The organism is Stenotrophomonas sp. YJH_SMC_123 (assembly GCF_059368215.1).
Genome location: NZ_JCAFRM010000009.1, coordinates 81,815 through 106,185 on the forward strand (window position 1 = coordinate 81,815; position 24,371 = coordinate 106,185).

A 24,371-nucleotide genomic window follows, 5' to 3' on the forward strand; every position below is an offset into this window, starting at 1 on the left:
GCGTGCGCGGCAGGTGGCTGATTGCAGCCCTGCTGCTGGCGCCCGCGTGGGTCGTCGCAGCGCCATCCCCGGGCTGTACGCAGGGCCTGCTGCAGCGGTTGGGGTGGCGCTTCGAGGATGCCGGGCTGCGTGCACCGCAGGTACACAAGGGCCCGGTGTGTACGCGTTCCTCGCTCGCCGCGGCACAGGCAGCGGGTGACCTGCGCGTACGCTGGTCGGCGGATCTGCCTGCAGGCGAACGACAGGCACTGCTGCAGCAGCTGCTGGAAGACCCTGCTACGGTCTGCGCCTATGCCTTCGAGCTGGGGGCGGCCACGCGGCGCGCGACCTCGGCATTGCAGGGCAATGCCACGTTCCGCTTCTCCGGCCCGCAACTGGGCTGGATCGGCTTTGGTCTGCGCGGCGCGCCGGCACAGGGCTGGCAGCGTACGCGCAGTTTCGGCCGTGGCTTCGTGCCCAGTGCGGGCAACAGCCATGCGCTGCAGGCGTTCTACAGCGGTGCCGTGCGCGCCGAGTGCGGTGTCGGCCGCCAGGTCGCGCAGCTGGCCACCCAGCGCGAGCTGTATGGCGATGCTGCGTTCGATACAGAGTTCGCAGCGGATGAACTGTCGATCGGCACCTTCCTCGCGCTGCACGCCACCGACAGCATCCTGCTTGGCGCGCACGCGGGCGAGTTCTTCGCCGATGGCAAGGCGGTGCGCACCTCGGCGATGGGGCGGCAGGCGTTCGTGGGTGTGCCCGGCTTCATCGAACATGTGTACGACAACGGTACGCTGGATGACCTGAGCAACCAGGCCGAGAACTTCGTGGTCGTCACTGTGGGCGAGGGCGCTGCGCAGGCCCTGGCGCAGCACGGCGGCCTGGCCTGGTACGACCAGCGCAATGCCGAACTCTGGAACCTGGCGCAGGACATCCCGCGCATCGGCCAGCGCTACTTCGAGCGCCTGCTGTTCGAGCGCGATCCGCAGTTGCGCGCACGGCTGGCGCCGCGCTACCACGACACGCTCGCGCGCATGGACCAGCTGCTGGACGATCCGTTCTACCAGCAGTTCGTGATCTATGTGCATCCACGCGGTATACGTCCCATCGGCTACCACGTCGCCCGCCTGCTCGATCGCAACCCGCGAACCCCGTTTTCAATCGACCTGGCGGTGCACAATCTGCATACCACGCTCTACCGGCGTTGGCGCGAGGCGCAGCTGCGCCACTGCGCGGCTACCGGCAGGCCAGGCAGCCTGACCCTAGACCCCAACTGAAGGTGAAACAATGGATATTGCAATGATCGGCCTCGGCCGCATGGGCGCCAACATGGCCCAGCGCCTGCATCGCGGCGGCCACCGCGTGGTCGGCTACGACCCGGGCGAAGGCGCCCGCCAGCGCGCCGCCGAGGCCGGCCTGGAGGTGGTTGATTCGCTGGCCGCCGCCGTGGCCGCGCTGCCGGTGCCGCGCGCGGTGTGGCTGATGGTACCGGCCGGCGAAACCGTCGACCAGACGCTGGGCCAGCTGACCCCGCACCTGGCCGAGGGTGACATCGTCATCGACGGCGGCAACTCCAACTACCAGGACTCGATCCGCCGCGCCAAGGCGCTGGCCGAGGATGATCTGGGCTACGTCGACTGCGGCACCAGCGGTGGCGTGTGGGGCCTGCAGGAAGGCTACAGCCTGATGGTCGGTGGCGAAGCGTCGGTGGTGGAGCAGATCGCACCGTTGCTGCGCACGCTGGCCCCGGCCGAAGATCGTGGCTGGGGGCGCGTCGGCCCGTCCGGTGCCGGCCACTTCACCAAGATGGTCCACAACGGCATCGAGTACGGAATGATGCAGGCCTATGCCGAAGGCTTCGCGCTGATGGAGCGCAAGCAGGAGATGGAACTGGACCTGGCCCAGGTGGCCGAGGTGTGGCGCCACGGCAGCGTGGTGCGTTCGTGGCTGCTGGACCTGAGCACGGAAGCCCTCAAGCGCAATCCTTCGCTGGATGGCATTGCCCCGTATGTGGAGGATTCCGGCGAAGGCCGCTGGACCGTGGCCGAAGCCATCGCGCTGGATGTGCCGGCGCCGGTGATCACGCTGTCGCTGCTGGAACGCCTGCGCTCGCGCGAATCGAATTCGTTCACCGACCGCCTGCTGTCGGCGATGCGCAATGAATTCGGTGGCCACGCCATCAAGAAGTCGTAAGCACTGCGGTGGCGTCAGAGCCCTTCGGCGTTGCCGAAGGGATCCGGCCCCAGGCAGATCGGGGTCGGATCCCTTTCCGCCGGAACGGGCTCTGACCCCATGCAGCCAATCGAGCATGGCTCGACTCTACAGAAGCCTGCTCCGATCGCTTCCACGTTGACGTGTCGACCAAGGTCGACACCTACCGTCGGGCGCGGATAACTGTCGAAGGCGGGGGGGCCGCCATCTCACGGGTAGCCGTTTTTTGCCGTTGCTGTTGAGGTTGCCGGCCAGCGGCCGGCACTACCGTTTCTGCGGGTGCAGGGCGCAGCCCTGCCGATCACCCCAACGCGATCCGGCGCCCTTCGCGCGCGCTGTCCATGCCGGCCTGCAGCAACCGCATCAGCTGCAGCGCCTGCACCGGGCTGACCGTGGCTTCGCCCTCGCCGTGCATCGCCGCTGCGAACTGCGCATACAACCGGCGATAGTCGCCGGGCAGGTTGTCGACGGTGCTGCGTTGCACGTTGTCTTCGGTATCGCAGCGCACCAGCTCGCCATGCCGCGGATCGAGGCCCCAGCCTGGTGCGCCCGGCGCCACGCCGCGGCGCAGCTGCGCCTCCTGCACGTCCAGGCCGTGCTTGATCCAGCTGGCGGCGCTGCCATGCACACTGAAGTGCGGCGTCTGCGCTGCCACCAGGGAACCGGCGTGGACGATCGCCCGATGCCGTGGGTAGTGCAGTATCGCGTGGAAGTAATCGATGCCGCCGCCACCTTCGCGCTGCACGGCCAGGTCGGCATCGATTGCCTCGGGCCAGCCGAACAGCACCAGCATCTGGTCCAGCAGGTGCGGACCGAGGTCGTACCACAGGCCACTGCCGGGCCCGTCCTGTTCGCGCCAGCGGTCGCGCACCTGCGGACGGTAACGGTCGAAGTGCGCGTGGCACTCGGCCACGTCGCCCAAGCTGCCTTCGGCCAGCAGCGACTGCAGGGTGAGGAAGTCGGCATCGAAACGCCGGTTCTGGAACACGGTGGCGATGCGCCCGGCATCGCGTGCCGCAGCCAGCACCGTTTCCGCTTCGGCCACATCCAGCGCGAACGGCTTGTCGACCAGCACATGCTTGCCTGCCGCCAGCGCCGTGATGGCCAGTGGCGCGTGCTGTTCGTTCGGCGTGGCGATCACTACGGCATCCACGGCCGGATCATCGAATACCTGCTGCGGCGTGGCACGCACGTGCACATCGCTGAACGTCCGCAGCAGGGTGTCGCGTTGTGAACTGACGATGCTGTGCAGCGCCAGCCCGGGGGTGTGCTGGATCAGCGGTGCATGGAAGACGCGGCCGGCGAGGCCGTAGCCGATCAGGGCCAGTTGCAGGTCGGGGCGCATGGCAGGGCTCCGGCAGTGGGAAGGGCAGGGTAAACGACGGGTGCTGGCCGTCCAAAACTGAACGGTTGCCATTGGAAACGTTTCGATTCACGGCGGCATGACCGCAACGCCACGCCTGCTCTACGGTGGGTTGTCCAGACTGGCAGCACATTCCGAAGGAGTACGACACGATGAGCAATACCACCCGCACGCTGATTGCTTCCGCCCTGACCCTGGGCCTGGCGCTGTCCTCCTCGGCCGCATTCGCCAAGGACCCGGCCGCGAAGAGCCCGCCGACCAGCACCCATCCGACGACCCATGCCGATCGTCACGACTCCAATGAGCCGGTGACCGATACCTGGATCACCACCAAGGTGAAGGCCGATCTGCTGGCCAGCAGCAACGTTCCGGGCACCGAGATCAAGGTGGAAACCGTGAACGGCGTGGTCAGCCTGAGCGGTGCCGTCGCTACGCAGGCGGAGAAGGACAAGGCGGTCAACACCGCCAAGGGCATCAAGGGCGTGACCCGCGTCGATGCCGCCGCGCTTAAGGTCAGCGCCGCTGCCAAGCGCTGAGCATCCACCGCGCGTTGAACAGGGTGGGCGCCCCGAAGGGGGCGCCCACTCGCGTATGGGGCCGGCTGCGGGGGCCCGTTCAGCCTGCCGCGCTTTGGGCTCCAGAGTTGTGACCGCCTGCGCTATATTGCCGGTTCCGCCGCAGCCGGGCTCGTCCCGGGTCCCGCTCCGCGGCCGTGCTGACGAGGAACTATGGCGCTGGTTTTCAGTGACGACATCTGGGACCGCTGGCGGTTGCCGGCCCTGGCGCTGGCGGCTGCCGCGATCATCGTGGTGCCGTGGTTGACCCTGCGCAAACTGCAGCAGGACAGCGAAGAGGCGATGGCCTGGGTCAACCATACCCAGTCCGTTGGCGTGGCGCTGCAACAGCTGCAGGCCGATGTGCGCGACGTCGAATCCGCCGCGCTGACCCTGTCCAAGGGCGTGGATGCGCCCGGCCTGCGCGAGCGGATGGCCAAGGCCAACGAGATCCCCGGGCGCCTGGCCGAACTTGGCCGGATGACCCGCGACAATCCCGATCAGCTGATCCGCATTGGTCGGATCGAATCGATGCTCGAAGGCCGCATGGCGCTTGCCCGCGAGCTGGCCCGGTCCGAACCGAACTCCGACCAGCGTGAGCTGGTGCAGGACCTGAGCACGCGTTATCCGATCCGTGGCCTGGTGGAGGAGCTGCAGGCCAGCGAGCAGAATCTGCTGGCACTGCGCGCCCAGCAGGCCGCGCGCCAGCGCAAGCAGACCGAACTGGTGTCGTGGAGTTCGCTGGCGATCCAGCTGGCCCTGCTCGGCCTGGTGCTGTGGCTGCTGCAGCGGCAGATCGGCCGCCGCCTGCATGCGGAACGGCAATCGCTGCGCTCGGCCGCACGCGCGGCGTCGGTGCTGCAGACCGTGCGCGAACCGATCGTGCTGCTCGACCGCGACCTGCGCGTGCAGCTGCACAACCCGGCGTTCGCCGAACTGTATGACCTGCAGGACGAGCGCGCCGATGGCCTGCTGCTGGAAAACATCGGCGACGGCGCCTGGCGGGATCCGGTGGTGCGCCAGCGCCTGGCCGATGTGCTGTCGCGTGGCCGCGAACTGTGGGACTTCGAGCATGAGCAGCGTACCGCCGATGGCATGGTGCGCTACATGCTGCTCAACGCACGGCGCATGCCGCTGCCCGACACCGATGACGAAGTGGTGCTGCTGACCATCAGCGACGTCACCATGCAGCGCGCAGTGCAGCTGCGCGTGGAGGAGCTGAACCGCCAGTTGGAGGGCAAGGTCGCGCAGGTGTCCGAGGTCAACCGCGAGCTGGAAGCCTTCAGCTACTCGGTTTCGCATGACCTGCGTGCGCCGCTTCGCCACGTGGCCGGATTCTCCGACAAGCTGTCGCGCCACCTCGGCGACGCCGCCGATGACAAGAGCCGGCATTACCTGGAGGTGATCTCCAGTTCGGCCCGGCGCATGGCGGCGCTGATCGACGACCTGCTGGTCTATTCGCGGCTGGGCCGCGCGGCGATGCGCCAGCAGGCGGTGGACATGCAGTCGCTGGTGGCCGATACCCGCGCCATGCTCGATGCCAACCTGCAGGCCGAGGCCGAGAACAGCGGCCATGCGCACCACGTGGAGTGGAGCATCGCGCCGCTGCCGATCGTGGTGGGCGACGAGAACATGATCCGCCAGGTCTGGCTGAACCTGCTCGGCAACGCGGTGAAGTACTCGGGCAACCGCGAGCCGGCGAAGATCCGCGTGGACTACCAGCCGCAGCCCGATGGCGGCCATCAGTTCACGGTCAGCGACAATGGTGCAGGCTTTGACATGGCCTACGCCGGCAAGCTGTTTGGTGTATTCCAGCGCCTGCACAAGGCCAGCGACTACCCGGGTACCGGCATCGGCCTGGCCAGCGTGCGCCGCGTGCTGACCCGCCATGGCGGCCGTATCTGGGCCGAGGCCGAACCGGACGTCGGCGCCACCTTCCACTTCTACCTGCCTCCCGCGATCGACGCGGACAAACAAGGGCCTTCTGCATGACCACTCTGCGCACCATTCTTCTCGCCGAAGACAGCCCGGCGGATGCCGAAATGGCGATCGATGCCCTGGAAGAGGCGCGTCTGGCCAATCCCATCGTGCACGTCGAAGACGGCGTGGAAGTGATGGACTACCTGCTGCGCCGCGGCGCCTTCGCCAATCGCGAGGAAGGCCTGCCGGCGGTGCTGCTGCTGGACATCAAGATGCCGCGCATGGATGGCCTGGAAGTGCTTCGGCAGATCCGCGAGCATGAAGAACTCAAGCGCCTGCCGGTGGTGATCCTGTCGTCCTCGCGCGAGGAAAGCGATCTGGCCCGCAGCTGGGACATGGGCGTGAACGCCTACGTGGTCAAGCCGGTGGACGTGGACCAGTTCTTCGGCGCGGTGCAGACCCTGGGCAAGTTCTGGGCGTTGATCAACCAGGCACCGGAACTCGAGTGAGCCCATGCCCCTGACCGGTCCCGCCCTGGGGGCGCTGCGCATCCTGCTGGTGGAAGACTCACCAGAGGATGCCGAGCTGATGTCCGAACAGATGCTCGACGCGGGCCTGGACGCCCGCTTCGAGCGTGTCGAGAGCGAGGCGGAACTGCGCCAGGCACTGGCTGCGTTCCAGCCGGACATCGTGCTGTCCGACCTGAGCATGCCGGGGTTCTCCGGTGATGACGCGCTGCGCATCGTGCGCGAGACCTCGCCGGACGTGCCCTTCATCTTCGTCTCCGGCACGATGGGTGAGGAGAACGCGGTGGCGGCGCTGCAGAAGGGCGCCAATGACTACATCATCAAGCATCTGCCGGCGCGCCTGCCGTCGGCGGTGGCGCGTGCGATCCGCGATGCACGCAGCGCGGTGGAGCGTGCACGGGTGGAAACCGAGCTGATGCGCGCGCAGCGCCTGGAAAGCCTGTCGCTGCTTGCTGCCGGCCTCAGCCATGACCTGCGCAACATCCTGCAGCCATTGCTGATCATGCCGGACCTGCTGAAGGCGCGCACCGAGGATCCGCAGCTGCACCACCTGGCCGATGTCATCGCCGAGTGCGGTCGCCGTGGCCATGAGATGGCCGAATCGATGCTGTCGTTCGTGCGCGGTTCGCGCAAGCCGAGCGAGCGCATCGAGATCGATGGCCTGTTCGATGCGGTTGCACTGCTGTTGCGCAGCAACGTGCCCGATGCCGTGCGCCTGGAACTGCAGGTGCAGGACGAAGGCCTGGTGGTCGATGCCAACTACACCGAGCTGCAGCAGGTGATGTTGAACCTGGCGCTCAACGCGATCCAGGCGATGCCCAACGGCGGTCGCCTGAGCCTGACCGCCAGCCATGCCGGCCAGCGCGATGGCGTGGACTGGATGCGGATCTGCGTGGCCGATGAAGGCATCGGCATGGATGCAGACACGCTGTCGCACCTGTTCAATCCGTTCTTCACCACCAAGGCCGACGGCACCGGCCTGGGCCTGATTTCCTGCAAGCGCATCGTCGAAGGTGCCGGCGGCAGCATCCATGTCAGCAGCCAGCCGGGGCAGGGCACCTGCTTCGAACTGCACTTGCCGATGCACGAAGCCAGCGACGGTAGTGAGCCGATCGAGCAGCTGGTGGCCCTGGGCAGTGGCCAGTCGATCCTGGTGGTCGATGGCGAGGCCACGCGCCTGTCGTTGCTCGGCAATGCGCTGTCAAGCCAGGGATATCAGCTGCAGCTGGCCTCCGATGGCCCGGCGGCGCTGCGCTGGATGCAGCAGGAGGCAATGCCGGCGCTGGTGATTGCCGACGCCGGCTCGAAGTTGTTGCCGGCCAGCCAGCTGCTGGGCGAGATGGCCACGCTGGGCTATCGCGGCCCGGCGCTGGTGCTGGAAGACGCAGCGGTGGAGGTGGCGGCCGATGCATTTCCCGCTGGCGTGCAGGTGCACGTGCTGCGCAAGCCGCTGCAGATGCAGCAGGTGTTCCGCGCGGTGTCCGAAGCGCTGGGCTGATGTCGCGGTAGTGCCGGCCGCTGGCCGGCATCCCTGTGTGGTGGGATCAACGCGGTTGCCGGCCAGCGGCCGGCACTACCGTCCGTTGGTTTCCCAGGGGAAGCGCGGCAGGGCGTCCACTGCCTGTTCCAGCCGCCGCGACCAGTTCTGGTGGATGTCCGCATACAGCGTGGAATCCGCACCCAGCCGCAGCTGCTGGCCGATGCGCAGTTCGCCGTCGCGCAGCAGCGCCAGGTCGATCGGCAGGCCCACCGACAGGTTGGAACGGATGGTGGAGTCCAACGAGACGATCGCCGTGCGTGCGGCATCCTCCAGACGCGTGGCCGGGCTGAGGATGCGGTCGAGGATCGGCTTGCCGTACTTGGATTCACCGATCTGCAGGTAGGGCGTCTCCGGCGAGGCGGCGATGGCGTTGCCGAGCGGATAGATCATGTACAGCCCGGGGCGCTCGCCGGCGATCTGCCCGCCGAAGATCAGCGTGGCCTGGGTATTGACCCCATCGTGGCCATGTTCGCTGTGGTTGCTGTGCACCTGGCTGTCCACCAGCAGCTGGCCGACGTACTCGGCGGCTTCGAACAGGTGGGTCATGTCGCGCAGGTTGGGCGCGCGCCGTTCGTCGGCATCGCGCCCCAGGCGCGACACCAGCAGCTGGGTGGTGGCCAGGTTGCCAGCCGCCATCAGCACGTAGGCTGCCTGGCCGGGATACTCGAACACGTGCAGCTTGCGATGCACGCGCACATCGTCCAGCGAGGCATTGGTCCGGGTGTCGGCAGCGAAGACCAGGCCCTCGTCCACCTCGATTCCAACGCAATAGGTCATGTCGGTGCCCTATCATGTGCATCCCGGATTGTAGGCAGGCCGCCGTGACGACGGCATGTCCACGCCCCCATTGCTGCCACCTGAACCGCATGACGACCGTGCTCCTGAGCCTGGGCAGCAATGTCCAGCCCCGCCGCTACCTCCACGCCGCGGTGGCGGCCCTGCGCGAGCGCTTCGGCGCGCTGCAGGTATCGCCGGCCTACCGTACCGCCGCGGTCGGCTTCGATGGCCCGGCCTTCCTCAACAATGCGGTGGCGATCGAGACCGACCTGCCGCTGCAGGAACTGGACGACTGGCTGCACGCGCTGGAAGACGCGCACGGTCGCGACCGCAGCGGGCCGCGCTTCTCCGACCGGACCCTGGACATCGACGTGGTGTTCTATGGCGACCTGGTGCTGGAAGGCCCGGGGCACCTGCGCATCCCGCGGCCGGAGCTGAAGCACGCGTTCGTGCTGAAGCCGCTGGCCGACATCGCGCCGGGCTTCATCGACCCGGTCAGCGGCCAGGACCTGGCCACGCTGTGGCGCGCGCACCCGCAGTTTGGCGAGGCATTCGAGGTGGTGGATCTGGAGTGACGGGGTCAGATCCCTTTTCCCGCCGGGAAAAGGGATCTGACCCCGTTGTGGACCCCGGCAACCTTTCAGCTGACCGTACGCCCGCCATCCACGCGCAGGGTGTGGCCGGTGACGAAGCTGGCCTCGGCCACCAGCCAGTACACCGCCTCGGCGATCTCCTCGACGGTGCCGATCCGCGCCAAAGGCGTGCGTGCCAGCAGCGCCTCGCGGGCGAAATCATCCTTGCCCTGTTCCGGCCACAGGATCGCCCCCGGCGCTACTGCATTGACCCGCACCTTCGGCGCCAGCTCCAGCGCCAGCGCGCGCGTTGCCATCTCCAGCGCGGCCTTGGCCATGGTGTAGGCGATGTGGTCACGCATCGGGTCGGTGCCGTGCAGGTCGGTGAGGTTGACGATGCAGCCCTGCTGGCGGCGCAGGTAGGGCGCTGCCGCCTGTGACAGCAGCAGCGGCGCGCGTGCATTGACCGCATACAGCGCGTCCATCGCCTCGGCGGTGACCTGGCCGAGCGGGGTGGGGAAGAAGTTGGAGGCGTTGTTGACCAGCGCGTCCAGGCGGCCGAAGTGGGTGACGGCCTGTTCGACCAGATCGGCCAGGGCGTCGGCGTCACGCAGGTCGGCCTGCAGGGCCAGCACGCTGCCCGGGCGCACGTTGTCGAAATCGAACGCAGCCTGCTGCAGCTCGGCGCTGGAGGTGTTGGCGTGCAGCACCACCGACCAGCCACAGGCGTGGAACTGGCGGGCGATGGCCGCACCGATCCGGCGCGCGCTGCCGGTGATCAGGACCACGGGGTGGGTATCGCTCATCGAGGGTCCTCCAAGGCTCGGCTATCCTGTGCACCATTGTCACCGCATTCGAAGACGCCATGCAGCCCACCTTCCCCCTGCCCGAAGCCGATGCCCTGGCCCACAGCGACCAGCTGGCCGCTGCCCTGCGCGCCGAAATCCTTGCGCAGGGCGGGGCAATGCCGTTCTCCCGCTTCATGGAGCTGTGCCTGTACACCCCCGGCTGGGGCTATTACAGCGCCGGCGCCAGCAAATTCGGCGGCAGTGGCGACTTCACCACCGCGCCCGAGCTCGGCAGCCTGTTCGCCGGCAGCGTGGCCAACGCGCTGGCGCCGGTGTTCGCCCAGCTGGGTACGCAGGCGCGGATGCTGGAACTGGGCGGTGGTACCGGCGCCTTCGCCGAAGCGGTGCTGCTGCGCCTGGCCGAGCTGGACGCGCTGCCGTCGCGCTACGCCATCCTCGAACCCAGCGCCGACCTGCGCGAGCGCCAGCAACAGCGCCTGCAGCAGAACCTGCCGGCCGAGCTGGCCGCACGCGTGGACTGGGTCGATCGCCCGTTCGAAGAGGACTGGGAGGGCGTGGTGTTTGCCAACGAAGTGATCGACGCGCTGCCGACGCCGCGCTTCCTGATCCGGGATGGCGAGGTCTACGAGGAAACCGTGGAACTGGACGCCGAAGGCAACTTCATCCGTGGTGCGCAGCCGGCCGACATCCTGCTCAACGGTGCGGTGCGCCACATCGAGCGCTACCTGGAGCGCCCCTTCGCCGAGGGCTACCGTTCCGAGGTGCTGCCGCAGCTGCCGTACTGGTTGCAGGCGGTGGCGGGCGGCCTGCAGCGCGGTGCGATGCTGTTCATCGACTACGGTTACAACCGTGGCGAGTTCTACCAGCACGACCGCGATGAGGGCACCGTACGCGCGTTCTACCGCCACCACGTGCACAACGACGTGCACCGCTGGCCGGGACTGCAGGACATCACCGCGTCGGTGGATTTCACCGCGATGGCCGAGGCCGGCATGCACGGCGGTTTCGAGCTGGCGGGCTACTGCAGCCAGGCCAGCTTCCTGCTCGGCAACGGCCTGGACCAGGTGCTGTCGCTGGCCGAGGAGCGCACCGATGAAGTCGGCCGTATCCAGCTGCGCGACCAGGTGAAGAAGCTGACCCTGCCGACCGAGATGGGGGAGCGCTTCCAGGCGATCGGCCTGCAGCGCGGCGTCGACTTCGAGCCCGCCTTCGAGCTGGGTGACCTGAGCTGGCGCCTGTGAGCGATGCACTGCCGCTGATCAAGCCGCTGCGGCGGCCGCGGCTGTGGGCCGCACTGTGGTTCAGCGCGGTGCTGCTGGTGATCGTGGTCTGCCTGATCCCACCGCCACCGATTCCGTTGCCGGAAAACGGCGACAAGGGTGAGCACTTCCTCGCCTATTTCATCCTGGCTGGCAGCGCGGTACAGCTGTTCCGGCGCGGACGTCCGCTGCTGTGGGTGGGCGTGGGCCTGGTGCTGATGGGGATCGGCATCGAGTTCGCGCAGGGCGCATTGACCGATGACCGCATGGCCGATCCGATGGACGCGCTGGCCAACACGATCGGCGTGCTGGCCGGCATGGCTACGGCACTGACCCCGCTGCGCGATCTGCTGCTGCGCTGGCGCGGGTAAAGTTCCTGTAGAGCCGAGCCCATGCTCGGCTTCCTCCCAAAGGCAGCCGAGCATGGGCTCGGCTCTACAGTAGATCCACGCCATGCGTGGATCGATTGCGCCAGGACAGGCTTGGGGTCACTTCCCCAGCGTGACCTCATCCAGCACCCACATCGCCGGGCGCGTGTCGCCGGTGAAGTTGATGCACAGGTCACCGGTGCCCTGGGAGCCCTTCGGCAGCGTCGCACGCAGCGTCACGAAGCCATCGGCATCCGGCGTGGCCGGCAGCGGCACTTCGGCCAGCACCTTGCCGCTGCAGTCGCCGCGACGCACCAGCATCTCGCCATGCGCACGCTTGGCCTTCTCGAAGCGACGCTTGGGCTCGTCGTGGGCCAGCTGGAAGTAGTACGGAATACGCCCCGCGCGGACTTCCACGCTGCCGATGCCGTCCAGCTGTGCCTGTGGCCAGCGCCAGCATGGCTGGAAGATGTCCACGTTGAACACTGCGCGGTTTCCCTCGCGCGGGCCATCGTCTTCCAGGCGCAGCACCAGCCCCTTCTTGCCTACGCAGCTGAGCAGTTCGTCACTGCGGCGGCTGAGCAGCGATTGCGCACTGAAGTCCGCGACCGTCGGCTTCGCCGCCAGCATCTGGCCTTGGTAGAACGCGGCGGCCTGCACCGTGGTCGGCAGCGTACTGGTCAGCGGCTGCTGGTACAGCGGCGACTGCGCCGTCACCGGCTGGCCATCGGTGCTGTAGCGCACCTCATAGCCCAGCGGGTTGGCCAGCGACACGGTCACCGTGTTGGCGGCGCGGTTGTCGGTGTAGTCCACGCCCACTTCGAACGGGGTCTGCGCGTAGGCCAGGCCCCAGGCGCGGTAGCGTTGCAGCTGCGCGGGCAGGCGCGCGAGGAAATCGCGGAAGTCGCGATGCTCCGGCCTGCTCCAGCCGGTCTCGGCCACCGCGGCCAGGCGCGGGAACAGGTTGTGCTGCAGGCGCGCATAGGTGCGCGTGTGTTCGGTGAACATGTTGGCCTGCAGGCCGAGGATGTGCCCGCGCTTGTCAGCGGCCAGCTCGGCCGGCACGGGCTCGAAGTTGTACAGCTTGCCGAGGTTGACCTGGGCCGGGCGGCCCGGCGGTTCGTTCGGCGAGGCCGTCTGCAGGTAATCCAGATAGAGGTAGCCCACGGGCGACATGACCACGTCATGGCCAGCACTGGCCGCGGCCAGGCCACCTTCGGTGCCCTGCCAGGACATCACCGTGGCCTGCGGCGGCAGCCCGCCTTCAAGGATTTCATCCCAGCCGATCAGGCGCCGGTCGTGCTCCTCCAGGAAGGTCTCCAGGCGCTTGATGATGTGGCTCTGCATGGCCATTTCATCCTTGATGCCCAGCGCACGCATGCGCTGCTGCACCTGCCTGGAGGCTTCCCACTGGTCCTTGACCGCCTCGTCGCCGCCGACGTGCACGTACTTGGCCGGGAACAGTTCGATCACTTCCTCCAGTACGTTCTCGAGGAAGGTGACAGTACTGTCTTCCACGTTGAACAGGTTCGGGAACACGCCCCATTCGCTGATCGGCTTCAGCGGGGTATTGATCGAACCCAGTTCCGGGTATGCGGCAATCGCCGCGGTCGCGTGCCCCGGCACATCGATTTCCGGAATCACCTGGATATGCAGCTTCGCGGCATAGGCAATCACTTCGCGGATCTGGTCCTGCGTGTAGAAGCCGCAATACGGATGCTCCTTGCCAGTGACCGGATCGATGCCACCGTCGCCGGCCGGCAGGCGGCAGCTGCCCACTCCGGTCAGCTTCGGATACCGCTTGATCTCCATGCGCCAACCCTGGTCATCGGTCAGGTGCCAATGGAAGGTGTTGAGCTTGTGCGCGGCCATTGCGTCGAGCACGCGCTTGATCTCGTCCAGGCTCTGGAAATGCCGCGCCGAGTCGAGCATGAAACCGCGCCAGCTGAAGCGTGGCGCGTCCTGGATCTGCACCGCTGGCAGCACGCCGTTGCTGCCGCCGGTGGCGAGCTGGGCGAGGGTGGTTGCGCCGTAGAACAGGCCGGTTTCGTTGCCGGCCTGTACCACTACGCCCTGTGCGGTGCTTTCCAGCGTGTAGCCCTCGCCGCTGTCGCGGAAGGTGGGCACGATCTGGAAGCGGATGCCACCGGTCCTGGCCGCCGCCTTGCCCTTGGCCAGCCCCAGGCGCGGGCCGCCACTGCGCGCCAGCAGGTCGGCGAACTGGCTGGCGACGCGCTGTGCGGCCTCGCCTTCGGCCTGCAGCACGGTATCGGCGCGCACGGTGATGCCGCTGCCCTGGCCAGGCTGCACATTGCTGGGGGCGGGAATCAGCATCAGGCTGCCGGCACGCAGCTGCGGGCCGGGTGCCTCAGCGGCCGGCATGGGGTCGGCGGCAAGTGCCGGCAGTGCCGGCAACAGGGCGAGCAGGCTGCCCAGCAGCACTGCGCTGCGCATCCGGGCGCGGGAAGGCTTGACCATCGGTACGACTCCTTGGAACGGTGCGATGAACGCTATACATGAAAAACGCCGGGCCCGGAATGACCCAGGCCCGGCGTGCGTGCACGACTCGGCGATGTTGCCGCCGCTGGATCAGTACTTGAAGCGGAAGTTGAGGTAGTACTGGCGACCGTTGCTGTAGAACGAGGTCGGGATGGCCGCAGTCTGGTAGTACTTGTAGGTCGGGTTGTTGAGGTTCAGGCCATCCAGGGTGATGCTCAGCCAGTCGGTGGCCTTGTAGCTCAGCGACGCCGACAGCGTGCCGAAGTCATCCTGGTAGTACGGATTGGTGCCCGACAGGCTGATCAGGAACGAGGAACGGCGGGTATAGCTGACGCGGGCGCCAAAGCGCTCGTTCTCGAAGTAGGCACCCACGTTGTAGGTGTTCTTCGAGGTGCCCAGCAGGTTGTGCGAGCCGTCCGACCAGGTGTGCGAGGTGGTGCCGTTGGCGTAGGTGTAATTGGCATTGACGCCGAAGTACTCGCCGATCGGCTGTTCGTAGGCCACTTCCACGCCGGTGACCTTGCCGTCGGCATTGATCGGGGTGGAGATCTGGTAGGTCTCAAGCTGGTTGGTCAGTTCGCTGTACAGCTGGCGCGAGACCACGTCGAAGGCGATGTAGTCCTTCAGGTTCATGTGGTACGCGCCCACCGACAGCAGGCCGCGCGGCATGAAGTACCACTCCAGGTTGGCGTCCAGGTTGGTCGACAGGGTCGGCTTGAGGTTCGGATTGCCACCGCCGCCGGTGCGGTTCAGGTCCGAACCGTACGAGGAGGCACCCAGTGCCGAGTAGTCCGGCAGGGTCTGGGTCTGCGAGGCGGCGACGCGCAGCACCAGCGAGTCGTCCAGGTCGAACTTGATGTTGGCGCTGGGCAATACGCGGTTGCGCTTGTTCTGGAAGGCCAGGCGCTCCCACATGCCGAACAGGCTGCTGACATCGGCATCGGCGGCCTTGCTGACGGCGTTGTAGGTGTCGATGTCCTGCTTGATGTTGACGTAGCGCAGGCCGACGTTGCCGCTCCACCAGTCGCCGCGGAAGTTGGCCTGCACGTAGCCGGCGAAGTTCTTTTCCTTCACCTTCCACTCGGCGCCATAGTTGTGGCGACCGGTCGGGCCATCATTGCCGGCCAGCCAGGTGGAGTTGTTGGTCACCGCGTCCTTCAGCGCGCCCGGGGTGAAGTACCAGAGGTTGCGCGGGAAGGTGCCGCCGATGTCACCGGCAAAGCCGCTGGGATAGTTGGCCGTCGCACCGTTCTTCAGCGCGCTCCAGATGTCACCCGGGGTTGCACCTTCCGGCGACAGCGCTTCGCGCTTGTGGTCGGCGAAACGCAGGCCGAAGTCGATCGAGCTCAGCACGCCGCCATCGTTGAAGTACTGGTTGAAGTCGAGCGTGGCCCACTTCTCCTTGTCTTCAGCGGTGACCTGCTGGTTGCCCCAGGTGCCGAAGCTGGTCACGCCGTTGGGCGAGATGTCGCCGCCGACGTTCCAGTCGATCGGCGAGCCATTGCCGTGGGTAGCCCAGCTGGCGCCGCCGCCGTTGGCCAGGGTGACCTCGGCGATGTACTGGCGCGGCGTCTCGCCGGTACCCTTGGTGCTGCCGGCCTGGAACTTGGCGGTCAGGCTGTCGCTGATCTGCCAGTCGGCATCGAAGGTGACATAGCTCGACTTGGCCTTCGACTCGCGGTAGATCATGTCGTACACCGCATAGTCGGTGCCGGGCACGCCCTTGTAGTTGGCGTTGGTCAGCACGCCGTCCTTGACCACATAGCCCGGATCCGGCGCCTGCGACTTGGCGAAGCTGTTGCCGAACATCATGAAGTTGCGGTTGTAGTTGTTCGCCTTCAGCTCGGAGCTGAAACCATTGAGGCCGAGGGTGAGGCTGTCGCTCGGCTTGAACTGCAGCGAGACCAGGCCGCCCTTGCGCTCGCGGGTCTGTTCGAAAAGGGTCGAACCCAGCAGGCCCGGAACGTTGACGCCGATCAGGTCCGGATTGGTCCTGGCGACCGGATCGTTTGCGCCGATCTTGAAGAAGCCACCCGGGATTTCCTGCGCTTCACGGCGCAGTTCGCGCTTCTGGCTGAAGCCCTGCACCATCACGCCGAAGGTGCCTTCGTCGTTCTTGTAGTTGAACAGCGCCGAATATTGCGGGTCGTTCGACTTGGCCTGGTCCGAGCGCACCAGGCCGATCGAGCCTTCCGCGGTGAACGGCTTGGAGAATTCCAGTGGCTTGCGGGTGATGATGTTGACGGTACCGGTGGTGCCGCCGTCCTGCAGCTTGGCCTGCGAGGACTTGTTCACTTCCACCGAGCTGACCAGTTCGGACGGCAGCAGCGAGTAGCTGACGCTGCGGCCGACGTTGTTGCCCTGGCTGAGCACGAACCAGTCGGCCGAACCGACGGTGTGGCCGTTGATCAGGGTCTGGGTCAGGCTCGGGCTGGTGCCGCGCAGGCTGACACGGTCGGCTTCGTCGAAACCGCCTTCATCGGCGCTGGACGAGCTGATGTTGACGCCCGGCAGGCGCTGCAGGGTGTCGGCGACGTTGTGCGCCGGCAGCTTGCCCACGTCCTCGGCGGTGACCACTTCCACGCGCGCATTGGCTTCGCGCTTGGTGTCCAGCGATTTTTCCATCGAACCACGGATGCCGGTAACGGTCACGGTGTCCAGGTCGGTGGCGGTCGGGGCAGCCTGCTGCGCGTGCGCACTGAAGGCGATGCAGCTGACGATGGCGGCCGAAAGCAGGGTCTTGCGGGTATTCATGATGTCTCTCCTCATCACTCGATTGGATGCCGGCGGCGGTGTTCGATAACGGTTGCGATGACATGCGCGGGGCGGCGGCGAAGTCCCGTGCGTTGGCGTGCCACGTACTGCGTGCTGCGATTGCGTTGAAGCCTGTTGCGGTGTCAGGCGGCCGACTGCTGCTGCAGGTACCAGCTGGCAGCGCCGACCACGCCCAGCTGGCCGTGTTCGACGACCTTCACCGGGATGCGTGCCAGTGCTTCGCCCATCGGCCCCTTCTGCAGGTAGCGTTCGACGAAGGTGCTGGCGTGCAGGTATTCGCGGATCTGCGGCAGGATGCCGCCGGCCAGGTAGACGCCACCGTGGGCACCATAGAACAGGGCCATGTCGCCGATGGTGCTGCCGAGCAGGCCGCAGAACACATCCAGCGCCTGGCGCGCGTGCGCATCGGTGTCGGCCATGGCGGCGGCGGTGACCGCATCGGGGCTGGCCAGCGTCGGTGCCTGCCCCTGCAGCGCGCACACCGCGCGGTACAGGTTCATCAGGCCGGGGCCGGAGATCGCATGTTCGATCGACACGTGGGCGCGGTCGCGCTGCATGTGGCGGACGATGGCCATTTCCAGTTCGGTGCTGGCCGCCAGGGTCGGCTGGCCGGCTTCCGTCGGCAGGACCACCGGACCATGCGCAGTGGGGATCCACAGCGCGGCGCCGAGGCCGGTGCCGGGGCCGACCACCAGGGTCGGGCCACGCGTGCCGGTGTCCGGCCCGCACAGGTGCAGCACGCCGCTGGCGTCCACCTGCGCAGCGGCATAGGCCACCGCTTCGAAGTCGTTGACGATGTAGACCCGCTGCAGGCCGACATCGGCCTCCACCTGGCGCGCCGACAGTGGCCACGGCAGGTTGGCGGTGATCACCGTGCCGTCCTCGCGGGCGTAGCCGGCGCTGGCAACCACGCAGTGCGTGGGGCGTGGGCCTTCGCCCAGGAAGTCGGACAGGATCGCGCTGAGACCGGCGTGGTCGGCGTTGCGGTACTTGCGGTATTCCAGCACCTGCACCGGATGGGCGGCATCGCCGCTGGCCTGGACCCGGGCCACGCGCACATGGGTGCCACCGACGTCGGCGGCCAGGAACGAGGGCGCGACGCGGGACAGGACATGGGCCGGGGCGGGGTGGCTGGCGGTCACGCGGGCTCCTGCTGCAGGTGGGGCCGGCCCCGGGATCGGGAGCGGCGATTGGGCCGGAGTCTGTAACCGCGCTGACAACGATGTCAACGAGTTCGTGACACTTTCGTTGCTGCGCCGCAACGAATGCGCCACGTGGTAAACGTTTACATGGCGTGAATGCGGGATTCACGCGGGAACCGTTGTGCCATGGGGCTCAAACCGCTCAGCGCATTCAGCGTGATGCACGACGACTGCCTTGCGCAGTGCAACATGAGGCGCAGGGGGCGTCGGACGGAAGTTGACAAACCGCCGTTGTCCATCGAAAGAATGTGACAACGTTGTTCCCAGCCACTCTCCGACGCCGCGTTCTGCGGCTGTCGCCGCAGGAGCCCTCCTGATGTCCGCCGTCCCCGCTGCAAGCGCGCGCCCGAACGTGGCCACCTCCATCGCCATCGTCGGCGTGTTGTTCTTCCTGATCGGCTTCTTCACCTGGCTCAACGGCCCGTTGATCACCTTCGTCAAGCTCGCCTTCGAGCTCAGCGAGGTCGGCGCCTTCCTGGTGCTGATGGTGTTCTACCTGTCCTACTTCTTCCTGGCGCTGCCCTCGTCGTGGATCCTGCGCCGTACCGGCATGAAGAAGGGCCTGAGCCTGAGCCTGCTGGTGATGGCCGGTGGCGCGGCACTGTTCGGCGAATTCGCCACCCAGCGCTGGTACCCCGGCGCACTGGGCGGCCTGTTCGTGATTGGCAGCGGCCTGGCCCTGCTGCAGACGGCCATCAACCCGTACATCTCGATCCTTGGGCCGATCGAAACGGCGGCGCGGCGCATCGCGTTGATGGGCATCTGCAACAAGATCGCCGGCATCCTGGCGCCGATCCTGATCGGCACGGTGGTGCTGCATGGCATTGGCGATCTGGACGTGCAGGTGCAGGCGGCCGATGCCGCGACCAAAGCCGTGCTGCTGAACCAGTTCGCCGCCAAGATCCATGCCCCGTACCTGGCCATGGCGGCGCTGCTGGTGGTGTTGGCGGTGGCGATCCTGTTCTCGCCGCTGCCGGAAATCAAATCGTCCGAAGCCAACGCTACGCCGGTGGCCGCCGGTGCGGTCGAGCGCCGCAGCATCTTCCAGTTCCCGCACCTGTGGCTGGGCGTGCTGTGCCTGTTCGTGTACGTGGGCGTGGAAGTGATGGCCGGTGATGCCATCGGCACCTACGGCCATGGCTTCAACCTGCCGCTGGACGAGACCAAGATGTTCACCGCCTTCACCCTGGGCGCGATGCTGGTCGGTTACGTGGTCGGCCTGCTGGTGATTCCGCGGGTGGTGTCGCAGTCGCGCTACCTGACCATTTCGGCGGTGCTGGGCGTGGTGTTCTGCCTGGGCGCGTGGGCAACGCACGGCTATGTGTCGGTGGCCTTCGTGGCCCTGCTGGGCTTTGCCAACGCCATGATGTGGCCGGCCATCTTCCCGCTGGCCATCCGCGGCCTGGGGCGCTTCACCGAAACCGGTTCGGCCCTGCTGGTGATGGGCATCGCCGGTGGCGCGATCATTCCGCAGCTGTTCGCCCTGCTCAAGCAGCACATCGATTTCCAGCTGACCTTCGTGCTGCTGATGGTGCCCTGCTACCTGTACATCCTGTTCTATTCGGTGGTGGGCCACCGCGTGGGCCTGCCGCAGGACCGGAGCTGATCGGCGATGATGGACGGCAGCCAACCCCAGGAAAAACCGATGCGCAGAGCGACCATCAAGGACGTTGCCGAAAAGGCCAAGGTCTCGCTGAAGACGGTCTCGCGGGTGATCAACAACGAGCCCTCGGTGATGCAGGCCACCCGCGCGCGGGTGCTGCGTGCCATCGCCGAGCTCGATTACGAACCCGATCCGTCCGCGCGCAACCTGCGCAGCGGCACCACCTTCGTGATCGGGCTGGTCTACGACAACCCGAACCCGTACCACATCATCGGCGTGCAGAACGGCGTGCTCGCCGCCTGCCGCGAGACCGGGTTCGGCCTGCAGATCCATCCCTGCGATTCCAGTTCGCCGCTGCTGGCCGATGAACTGGCTGACTGGGTGCAGCGTTCGCGCCTGGCCGGGCTGGTGCTGACCGCACCGATGTCCGAGCGCCGCGACCTGATCCAGGCGCTGACCGCGCGTGGCATCAAGCTGGTGCGCATCATTGCGGCCACCGAAGATCCGGCCGACGGTGCCTGCGTGTTCGTCGACGACCGCGAGGCCGCCTACGAGATCACCGAACACCTGATCCAGCTGGGGCACCAGCGCATCGGCTTCCTCTGGGGCGGCAGCTCGCACCGCTCCTCGGGCGAACGCTATGCCGGTTATGAGGCCGCGTTGAAGGACTACGGCATGACCGTGGACAAGCACCTGGTGGTGCAGGGCGACTACACCTTCGACGACGGTTTCCGTGGCGCGCGCCGCCTGCTGGCGCTGCGCGAACCGCCTACCGCCATCTTCGGTTCCAACGACGAAATCGCTGCCGGCGTGCTGGCCGCCGCCAAGTCGGCCGGCATGAACGTGCCCTACGACCTGTCCATTGCCGGTTTCGAGGACAGCCCGTTCTCGCGCCAGTCGTGGCCGCCGCTGACCACCGCCAAGCAGGCCACCGAAGACATCGCCCGCCATGCCGCGCGCCTGCTGATCGCGCAGCTGCGCAGCGACGCCTACGACGATGCGCCGGCACCGCTGCACAACCAGGGCTTCGTGCCGCAGCTGGTGGTGCGCGGTTCGACCGCGCCGATGCGCCCGGCCGGCGCACGCCCCCTTCCTTCCGATCCTGCCTGAGCCTGCCATGTCGCTGTCAGACCCCACCGCTACCCTGATGTTCGCCGAGGCCGCTGAAGCGGCCGACGTGGTTGCCCGCCAGTTCTCGCGAAACCACGCCACCCTGGAAACCCTGGCCGCCAGCCTGCGTGCCGCGCCGCCGCCGTTCGTGGTCACCTGTGCACGCGGCAGCTCCGACCACGCCGCCACCTATGGCAAGTACCTGCTGGAAACCCAGCTGGGGCTGGTGGTCGCGTCGGCCTCGCCATCGGTGGGCTCGGTCTACGCCGCACCATTGCAGCTGCGCGGCGCACTGTTCATCGTCATTTCGCAGTCGGGCAAGAGCCCGGACCTGCTGCGCAACGCCGAGGCGGCCAAGGCCGCCGGCGCGCGCGTGATCGCGCTGGTCAACGTCGAGGATTCACCGCTGGCGCAGTTGGCCGACACGGTCATCCCGCTGCATGCCGGCCCCGAGAAGAGCGTTGCAGCGACCAAGAGCTACCTGGCCTCGCTGGCCGCATTGCTGCAGCTGGCCGCGTACTGGAAGCAGGACAGCAGCCTGCGTGCGGCGCTGGACCTGCTGCCGGACGCGATGCGTGAAGCCTGGCAGTGCGACTGGAGCGCGGTGACCGAGGGCCTGGTCGAGGCCACCAACCTGTTCGTGCTCGGCCGCGGCCTGGGCCTGGGTGCGGCGCAGGAAGCGGCGCTGAAGTTCAAGGAAACCTGCAGCCTGCACGCCGAAGCCTACAGCTCGGCTGAAGTGAAGCACGGCCCGATGGCGCTGGTTGATCGTGGTTTCCCGGTGCTGGCCTTCGCCCAGCCGGACGAAACCGGCGCCGGTACCCGTGCGGTGGTCGATGAGTTCACCGCACGCGGCGCGCAGGTATGGTTGGCCGGTGCTGGCGGCAACCTGCCGGTGGCGGCCGCACCGCATCCGCTGTGCGCACCGCTATTGACCGTGCAGAGCTTCTATCGCGCCATCAATGCGCTGGCGCTACGCCGTGGCTTCAACCCGGACCTGCCGCCGCATCTGAACAAGGTTACGGAGACGGTGTGATGGTGACGGTGCTGCGCAATGCCCGCATCCTGGCCGGCGATGAGTTCCGCGACGACCTGGCGGTGGTGATCGAGGACGGTCGCATCAGCGCGCTGCTGCCCGACGCAGCACCGCAGCTGGGCCACGCGGCCGAGCAGGTGGACCTGGGGGGCGGCTGGCTGCTGCCCGGCTTCATCGATGTGCAGGTCAATGGCGGCGGCGGCGCGCTGTTCAACAACACGCCGGACGTGGCGGCACTGCGCACCATCGCGCAGGCGCACCGCCGCTTCGGTACCACCGCGATGCTGCCGACGCTGATCAGCGATGACGTGGCGGTGATGCGCGAAGCCATCGGTGCGATGCGCGAGGCCATCACGCAGGGCGTGCCGGGCGTGATCGGCATCCACCTGGAAGGCCCGTACATCGCGCCGGCACGCAAGGGTACGCACGATGCCAGCAAGTTCCGCGTGCCGGATGAAGAAGAGATCGCATTGGCCGCGTCGCTGGATAACGGCGTGACCCTGCTGACGCTGGCGCCGGAGCGCGTGCCGCTGGAGACCATCCGTGCGCTGGTCGAGCGTGGCGTGATCGTCGCTGCTGGGCACACTGCAGGCACCTACGAAGAGATCCGCGCCGGCCTGGATGCCGGCGTGCGCGGCTTCACCCATCTGTACAACGCAATGTCGCCGCTGCAAGGGCGTGAGCCCGGCGCGGTGGGCGCTGCGCTGGAAGACCGCGACAGCTGGATCGGCATCATCGTCGATGGCGTGCATGTGCACCCGGCCAGCCTGCGCGTGGCGTTGGCGGCCAAGCCGCGCGGTCGCCTGCTGCTGGTGACCGATGCGATGCCGCCGGTTGGAGCCGACGATCCCAGCTACGTGCTGTATGGCGAAACCATCACCGCCATCGATGGCGTGGTGCGCAATGCCGCCGGTTCGTTGGCCGGCTCGGCGCTGGACATGGCCACCGCCGTGCGCAATACCGTGCAGCTGCTCGGCCAACCGCTGGCCGAAGCGGCGCGCATGGCGTCGACCTATCCGGCGCAGTTCCTCAACGTCGACGACCGCCTTGGCCACATCGCCGAGGGCTACCAGGCCGACCTGGTGCTGCTGGATGACGCCCTGCAGGTGCGTGGTACCTGGATTGCCGGACAGTACGAGGCCGCCTGATGAACAGTACGCCGCCACGCCGTCTGGGCTCGATCGATGCCCTGCGCGGCATCACCGTGGCGGCGATGCTGCTGGTCAACAATCCGGGCGACTGGAGTGCGGTGTTCGCGCCGCTGCGTCACTCGGAATGGCATGGCTGCACGCCCACCGACCTGGTGTTCCCGTTCTTCCTGTTCCTGGTGGGTATGTCGATGGCCTTCAGCGTGGCACCGCGCGCGCTGGATGCCGCTGCACGGCCAGCATTGGCGCGCGGGGTGCTGGAGCGTGCACTGCGCATCCTGCTCGCCGGCGCGTTGCTGCACCTGTTGATCTGGTGGGCGCTGCATACCCATCACTTCCGCATCTGGGGCGTGCTGCAGCGGATTGCGGTATGCGCAGCGTTGGTGGGTGTTCTGGCGGTGTATGCGCGGCCGCGCGTGCAGGCTGGCGTGCTGGTCACGCTGCTGGTGGGCTACACCGTGCTGCTGCTGGGCATCGGTGATCTGGCGCCATGGACCAACCCGGCCAGCCGCCTGGACACCACGCTGTTCGCACCGTGGATCTACCAGTGGCACGCCGATACCGGACTGGGCCATGACCCGGAAGGATTGCTGAGCACGCTGGGTGCGCTGGCCAGTACCGTGCTCGGCCTGATTGCCGGTGGCCTGCTGCGCAACGGTCGTGCGGCGGCATTGGCTGGCCTGGGTGTGGCAACCGCCGTGCTGGGGCTGCTGCTGGCCACGGTGCTGCCGTTGAACAAGCAGCTGTGGACGCCCAGCTATGTGCTGTGGACCGGCGGCCTGGCCGCGCTGGCGCTGTGGCTGGGCCACGTGTTGATCGACCAGAAGCGATGGCCGCCGCTGGGCCGCCGTTTCGGGGTCAACGCAATTACCGCCTATCTTGGCGCGTCGGTGATGTCGGTGGCGCTGATGGCGACCGGCGCGTGGGGCTGGATCTGGCAGCAACTGGCCGCCGCGATGCCGCACGCGCTCGAGCTGGCGTCGATGCTGCAGGCGCTGGCGTTCGTCGCGCTGTGGTGGGGCGTGGCGTGGTGGCTGGACCGGCGGAAGATCTATCTGAAGATCTGACGGCTCCGGGTCGGATCCCTTTCCGCAGGAAAGGGCTCTGACCCAACCCGGG

Annotated in this window: 20 protein-coding genes; 14 read left to right on the top strand and 6 right to left on the bottom strand. The window is 67.3% G+C overall.

Annotation, left to right across the window (positions count from 1 at the left end; translation table 11 throughout):
* Positions 1 to 2: 2 nt before the first annotated feature.
* Together AC5P5W_RS18410 and gnd are read left to right on the top strand one after the other, a co-directional pair.
* The gene (locus AC5P5W_RS18410) at positions 3 to 1,256 is read left to right on the top strand and encodes a hypothetical protein (protein WP_495221352.1); all 1,254 of its coding nucleotides are present in this window, start codon (positions 3 to 5) and stop codon (positions 1,254 to 1,256) included.
* Positions 1,257 to 1,266: 10 nt separating this feature from the next.
* Complete coding sequence (gene gnd, locus AC5P5W_RS18415; RefSeq protein WP_197574936.1) at positions 1,267 to 2,172, top strand: phosphogluconate dehydrogenase (NAD(+)-dependent, decarboxylating); 906 nt, start codon at positions 1,267 to 1,269, stop codon at positions 2,170 to 2,172.
* Between the two features lie 319 nt (positions 2,173 to 2,491).
* Here the strand turns inward: gnd and AC5P5W_RS18420 are convergent, their stop codons facing one another.
* Positions 2,492 to 3,535 carry an oxidoreductase gene (locus AC5P5W_RS18420; protein WP_049439961.1) on the bottom strand — a complete coding sequence of 348 codons (1,044 nt, stop codon included), beginning with the start codon at positions 3,533 to 3,535 and terminating at the stop codon, positions 2,492 to 2,494.
* Positions 3,536 to 3,705: 170 nt separating this feature from the next.
* Between AC5P5W_RS18420 and AC5P5W_RS18425 the strand changes: the two genes are divergently transcribed.
* The 4 genes from AC5P5W_RS18425 (at position 3,706) to AC5P5W_RS18440 (ending at position 8,052) form a co-directional block, all read left to right on the top strand.
* Complete coding sequence (locus AC5P5W_RS18425; RefSeq protein WP_014648433.1) at positions 3,706 to 4,089, top strand: BON domain-containing protein; 384 nt, start codon at positions 3,706 to 3,708, stop codon at positions 4,087 to 4,089.
* Positions 4,090 to 4,281: 192 nt separating this feature from the next.
* A complete protein-coding gene (locus tag AC5P5W_RS18430) occupies positions 4,282 to 6,099 on the top strand; it encodes a sensor histidine kinase (RefSeq protein ID WP_046432554.1) in 1,818 nt (605 codons plus the stop codon).
* Positions 6,096 to 6,536, top strand: a complete 441-nt coding sequence (locus tag AC5P5W_RS18435) for a response regulator (RefSeq protein WP_005411057.1) — start codon at positions 6,096 to 6,098, stop codon at positions 6,534 to 6,536. Before AC5P5W_RS18430 ends, AC5P5W_RS18435 begins: the two co-directional genes overlap by 4 nt.
* Positions 6,537 to 6,540: 4 nt before the next feature.
* Positions 6,541 to 8,052, top strand: coding sequence for an ATP-binding response regulator (locus AC5P5W_RS18440; protein ID WP_046432552.1), 1,512 nt, complete (start codon positions 6,541 to 6,543; stop codon positions 8,050 to 8,052).
* 75 nt (positions 8,053 to 8,127) lie between these two features.
* On the opposite strand, the gene AC5P5W_RS18445 is transcribed toward AC5P5W_RS18440, so the two are convergent.
* On the bottom strand, positions 8,128 to 8,871 hold the full coding sequence (locus AC5P5W_RS18445) for a proteasome-type protease (protein WP_014648429.1): 744 nt from the start codon (positions 8,869 to 8,871) through the stop codon (positions 8,128 to 8,130).
* Positions 8,872 to 8,960: 89 nt separating this feature from the next.
* Here AC5P5W_RS18445 and folK point away from each other — a divergent pair, with 89 nt between their 5' ends.
* On the top strand, positions 8,961 to 9,446 hold the full coding sequence (gene folK, locus AC5P5W_RS18450; RefSeq protein WP_014648428.1) for a 2-amino-4-hydroxy-6-hydroxymethyldihydropteridine diphosphokinase: 486 nt from the start codon (positions 8,961 to 8,963) through the stop codon (positions 9,444 to 9,446).
* 65 nt (positions 9,447 to 9,511) lie between these two features.
* Here the strand turns inward: folK and AC5P5W_RS18455 are convergent, their stop codons facing one another.
* Positions 9,512 to 10,249 (bottom strand): pteridine reductase, encoded by a 738-nt coding sequence (locus AC5P5W_RS18455; RefSeq protein WP_014648427.1) that lies wholly within the window; start codon positions 10,247 to 10,249, stop codon positions 9,512 to 9,514.
* 59 nt (positions 10,250 to 10,308) lie between these two features.
* Between AC5P5W_RS18455 and AC5P5W_RS18460 the strand changes: the two genes are divergently transcribed.
* A complete protein-coding gene (locus tag AC5P5W_RS18460) occupies positions 10,309 to 11,493 on the top strand; it encodes a class I SAM-dependent methyltransferase (protein WP_014648426.1) in 1,185 nt (394 codons plus the stop codon).
* Entirely contained in the window at positions 11,490 to 11,882 is a 393-nt protein-coding gene (locus AC5P5W_RS18465; RefSeq protein WP_197574731.1) for a VanZ family protein, read from the top strand. Before AC5P5W_RS18460 ends, AC5P5W_RS18465 begins: the two co-directional genes overlap by 4 nt.
* A gap of 117 nt (positions 11,883 to 11,999) precedes the next feature.
* Here the strand turns inward: AC5P5W_RS18465 and AC5P5W_RS18470 are convergent, their stop codons facing one another.
* From AC5P5W_RS18470 to AC5P5W_RS18480, 3 genes are all read right to left on the bottom strand, one after another.
* Positions 12,000 to 14,357, bottom strand: a complete 2,358-nt coding sequence (locus AC5P5W_RS18470; protein ID WP_197574730.1) for a family 20 glycosylhydrolase — start codon at positions 14,355 to 14,357, stop codon at positions 12,000 to 12,002.
* Between the two features lie 111 nt (positions 14,358 to 14,468).
* The gene (locus AC5P5W_RS18475) at positions 14,469 to 17,132 is read right to left on the bottom strand and encodes a TonB-dependent receptor (protein WP_046432541.1); all 2,664 of its coding nucleotides are present in this window, start codon (positions 17,130 to 17,132) and stop codon (positions 14,469 to 14,471) included.
* A 143-nt stretch (positions 17,133 to 17,275) separates the two neighbouring features.
* A complete protein-coding gene (locus tag AC5P5W_RS18480) occupies positions 17,276 to 18,295 on the bottom strand; it encodes a glucokinase family protein (protein ID WP_049439954.1) in 1,020 nt (339 codons plus the stop codon).
* 376 nt (positions 18,296 to 18,671) lie between these two features.
* Here AC5P5W_RS18480 and AC5P5W_RS18485 point away from each other — a divergent pair, with 376 nt between their 5' ends.
* Genes AC5P5W_RS18485 through AC5P5W_RS18505 form a run of 5 tightly spaced genes read left to right on the top strand, consistent with a single transcriptional unit; the run spans position 18,672 to position 24,319 of the window.
* Positions 18,672 to 19,961: a sugar MFS transporter gene (locus AC5P5W_RS18485; protein ID WP_014648421.1), complete on the top strand. Its 1,290-nt coding sequence runs from the start codon at positions 18,672 to 18,674 to the stop codon at positions 19,959 to 19,961.
* 39 nt (positions 19,962 to 20,000) lie between these two features.
* Positions 20,001 to 21,068, top strand: a complete 1,068-nt coding sequence (locus tag AC5P5W_RS18490) for a LacI family DNA-binding transcriptional regulator (RefSeq protein ID WP_005411045.1) — start codon at positions 20,001 to 20,003, stop codon at positions 21,066 to 21,068.
* A 7-nt stretch (positions 21,069 to 21,075) separates the two neighbouring features.
* Complete coding sequence (locus AC5P5W_RS18495; protein WP_049439950.1) at positions 21,076 to 22,104, top strand: SIS domain-containing protein; 1,029 nt, start codon at positions 21,076 to 21,078, stop codon at positions 22,102 to 22,104.
* Positions 22,104 to 23,252 (top strand): N-acetylglucosamine-6-phosphate deacetylase, encoded by a 1,149-nt coding sequence (gene nagA / locus AC5P5W_RS18500; RefSeq protein ID WP_049439947.1) that lies wholly within the window; start codon positions 22,104 to 22,106, stop codon positions 23,250 to 23,252. The genes AC5P5W_RS18495 and nagA overlap by 1 nt, the downstream gene beginning before the upstream one ends.
* Positions 23,252 to 24,319: an acyltransferase family protein gene (locus tag AC5P5W_RS18505; RefSeq protein ID WP_111205670.1), complete on the top strand. Its 1,068-nt coding sequence runs from the start codon at positions 23,252 to 23,254 to the stop codon at positions 24,317 to 24,319. Before nagA ends, AC5P5W_RS18505 begins: the two co-directional genes overlap by 1 nt.
* Positions 24,320 to 24,371: the final 52 nt, after the last annotated feature.

Excerpts from the sequence above, each read along its gene's own strand:
- AC5P5W_RS18435 (WP_005411057.1), top strand. The coding sequence starts at position 6,096 with ATGACCACTCTGCGCACCATTCTTCTCGCCGAAGACAGCCCGGCGGAT.
- AC5P5W_RS18425 (WP_014648433.1), top strand. The coding sequence starts at position 3,706 with ATGAGCAATACCACCCGCACGCTGATTGCTTCCGCCCTGACCCTGGGC.
- nagA (WP_049439947.1), top strand. The coding sequence starts at position 22,104 with ATGGTGACGGTGCTGCGCAATGCCCGCATCCTGGCCGGCGATGAGTTC.
- AC5P5W_RS18490 (WP_005411045.1), top strand. The coding sequence starts at position 20,001 with ATGCGCAGAGCGACCATCAAGGACGTTGCCGAAAAGGCCAAGGTCTCG.
- AC5P5W_RS18445 (WP_014648429.1), bottom strand. The coding sequence starts at position 8,871 with ATGACCTATTGCGTTGGAATCGAGGTGGACGAGGGCCTGGTCTTCGCT.
- AC5P5W_RS18420 (WP_049439961.1), bottom strand. The coding sequence starts at position 3,535 with ATGCGCCCCGACCTGCAACTGGCCCTGATCGGCTACGGCCTCGCCGGC.
- folK (WP_014648428.1), top strand. The coding sequence starts at position 8,961 with ATGACGACCGTGCTCCTGAGCCTGGGCAGCAATGTCCAGCCCCGCCGC.
- AC5P5W_RS18430 (WP_046432554.1), top strand. The coding sequence starts at position 4,282 with ATGGCGCTGGTTTTCAGTGACGACATCTGGGACCGCTGGCGGTTGCCG.
- AC5P5W_RS18440 (WP_046432552.1), top strand. The coding sequence starts at position 6,541 with ATGCCCCTGACCGGTCCCGCCCTGGGGGCGCTGCGCATCCTGCTGGTG.
- gnd (WP_197574936.1), top strand. The coding sequence starts at position 1,267 with ATGGATATTGCAATGATCGGCCTCGGCCGCATGGGCGCCAACATGGCC.
- AC5P5W_RS18485 (WP_014648421.1), top strand. The coding sequence starts at position 18,672 with ATGTCCGCCGTCCCCGCTGCAAGCGCGCGCCCGAACGTGGCCACCTCC.
- AC5P5W_RS18470 (WP_197574730.1), bottom strand. The coding sequence starts at position 14,357 with ATGGTCAAGCCTTCCCGCGCCCGGATGCGCAGCGCAGTGCTGCTGGGC.
- AC5P5W_RS18455 (WP_014648427.1), bottom strand. The coding sequence starts at position 10,249 with ATGAGCGATACCCACCCCGTGGTCCTGATCACCGGCAGCGCGCGCCGG.
- AC5P5W_RS18460 (WP_014648426.1), top strand. The coding sequence starts at position 10,309 with ATGCAGCCCACCTTCCCCCTGCCCGAAGCCGATGCCCTGGCCCACAGC.
- AC5P5W_RS18505 (WP_111205670.1), top strand. The coding sequence starts at position 23,252 with ATGAACAGTACGCCGCCACGCCGTCTGGGCTCGATCGATGCCCTGCGC.
- AC5P5W_RS18495 (WP_049439950.1), top strand. The coding sequence starts at position 21,076 with ATGTCGCTGTCAGACCCCACCGCTACCCTGATGTTCGCCGAGGCCGCT.
- AC5P5W_RS18475 (WP_046432541.1), bottom strand. The coding sequence starts at position 17,132 with ATGAATACCCGCAAGACCCTGCTTTCGGCCGCCATCGTCAGCTGCATC.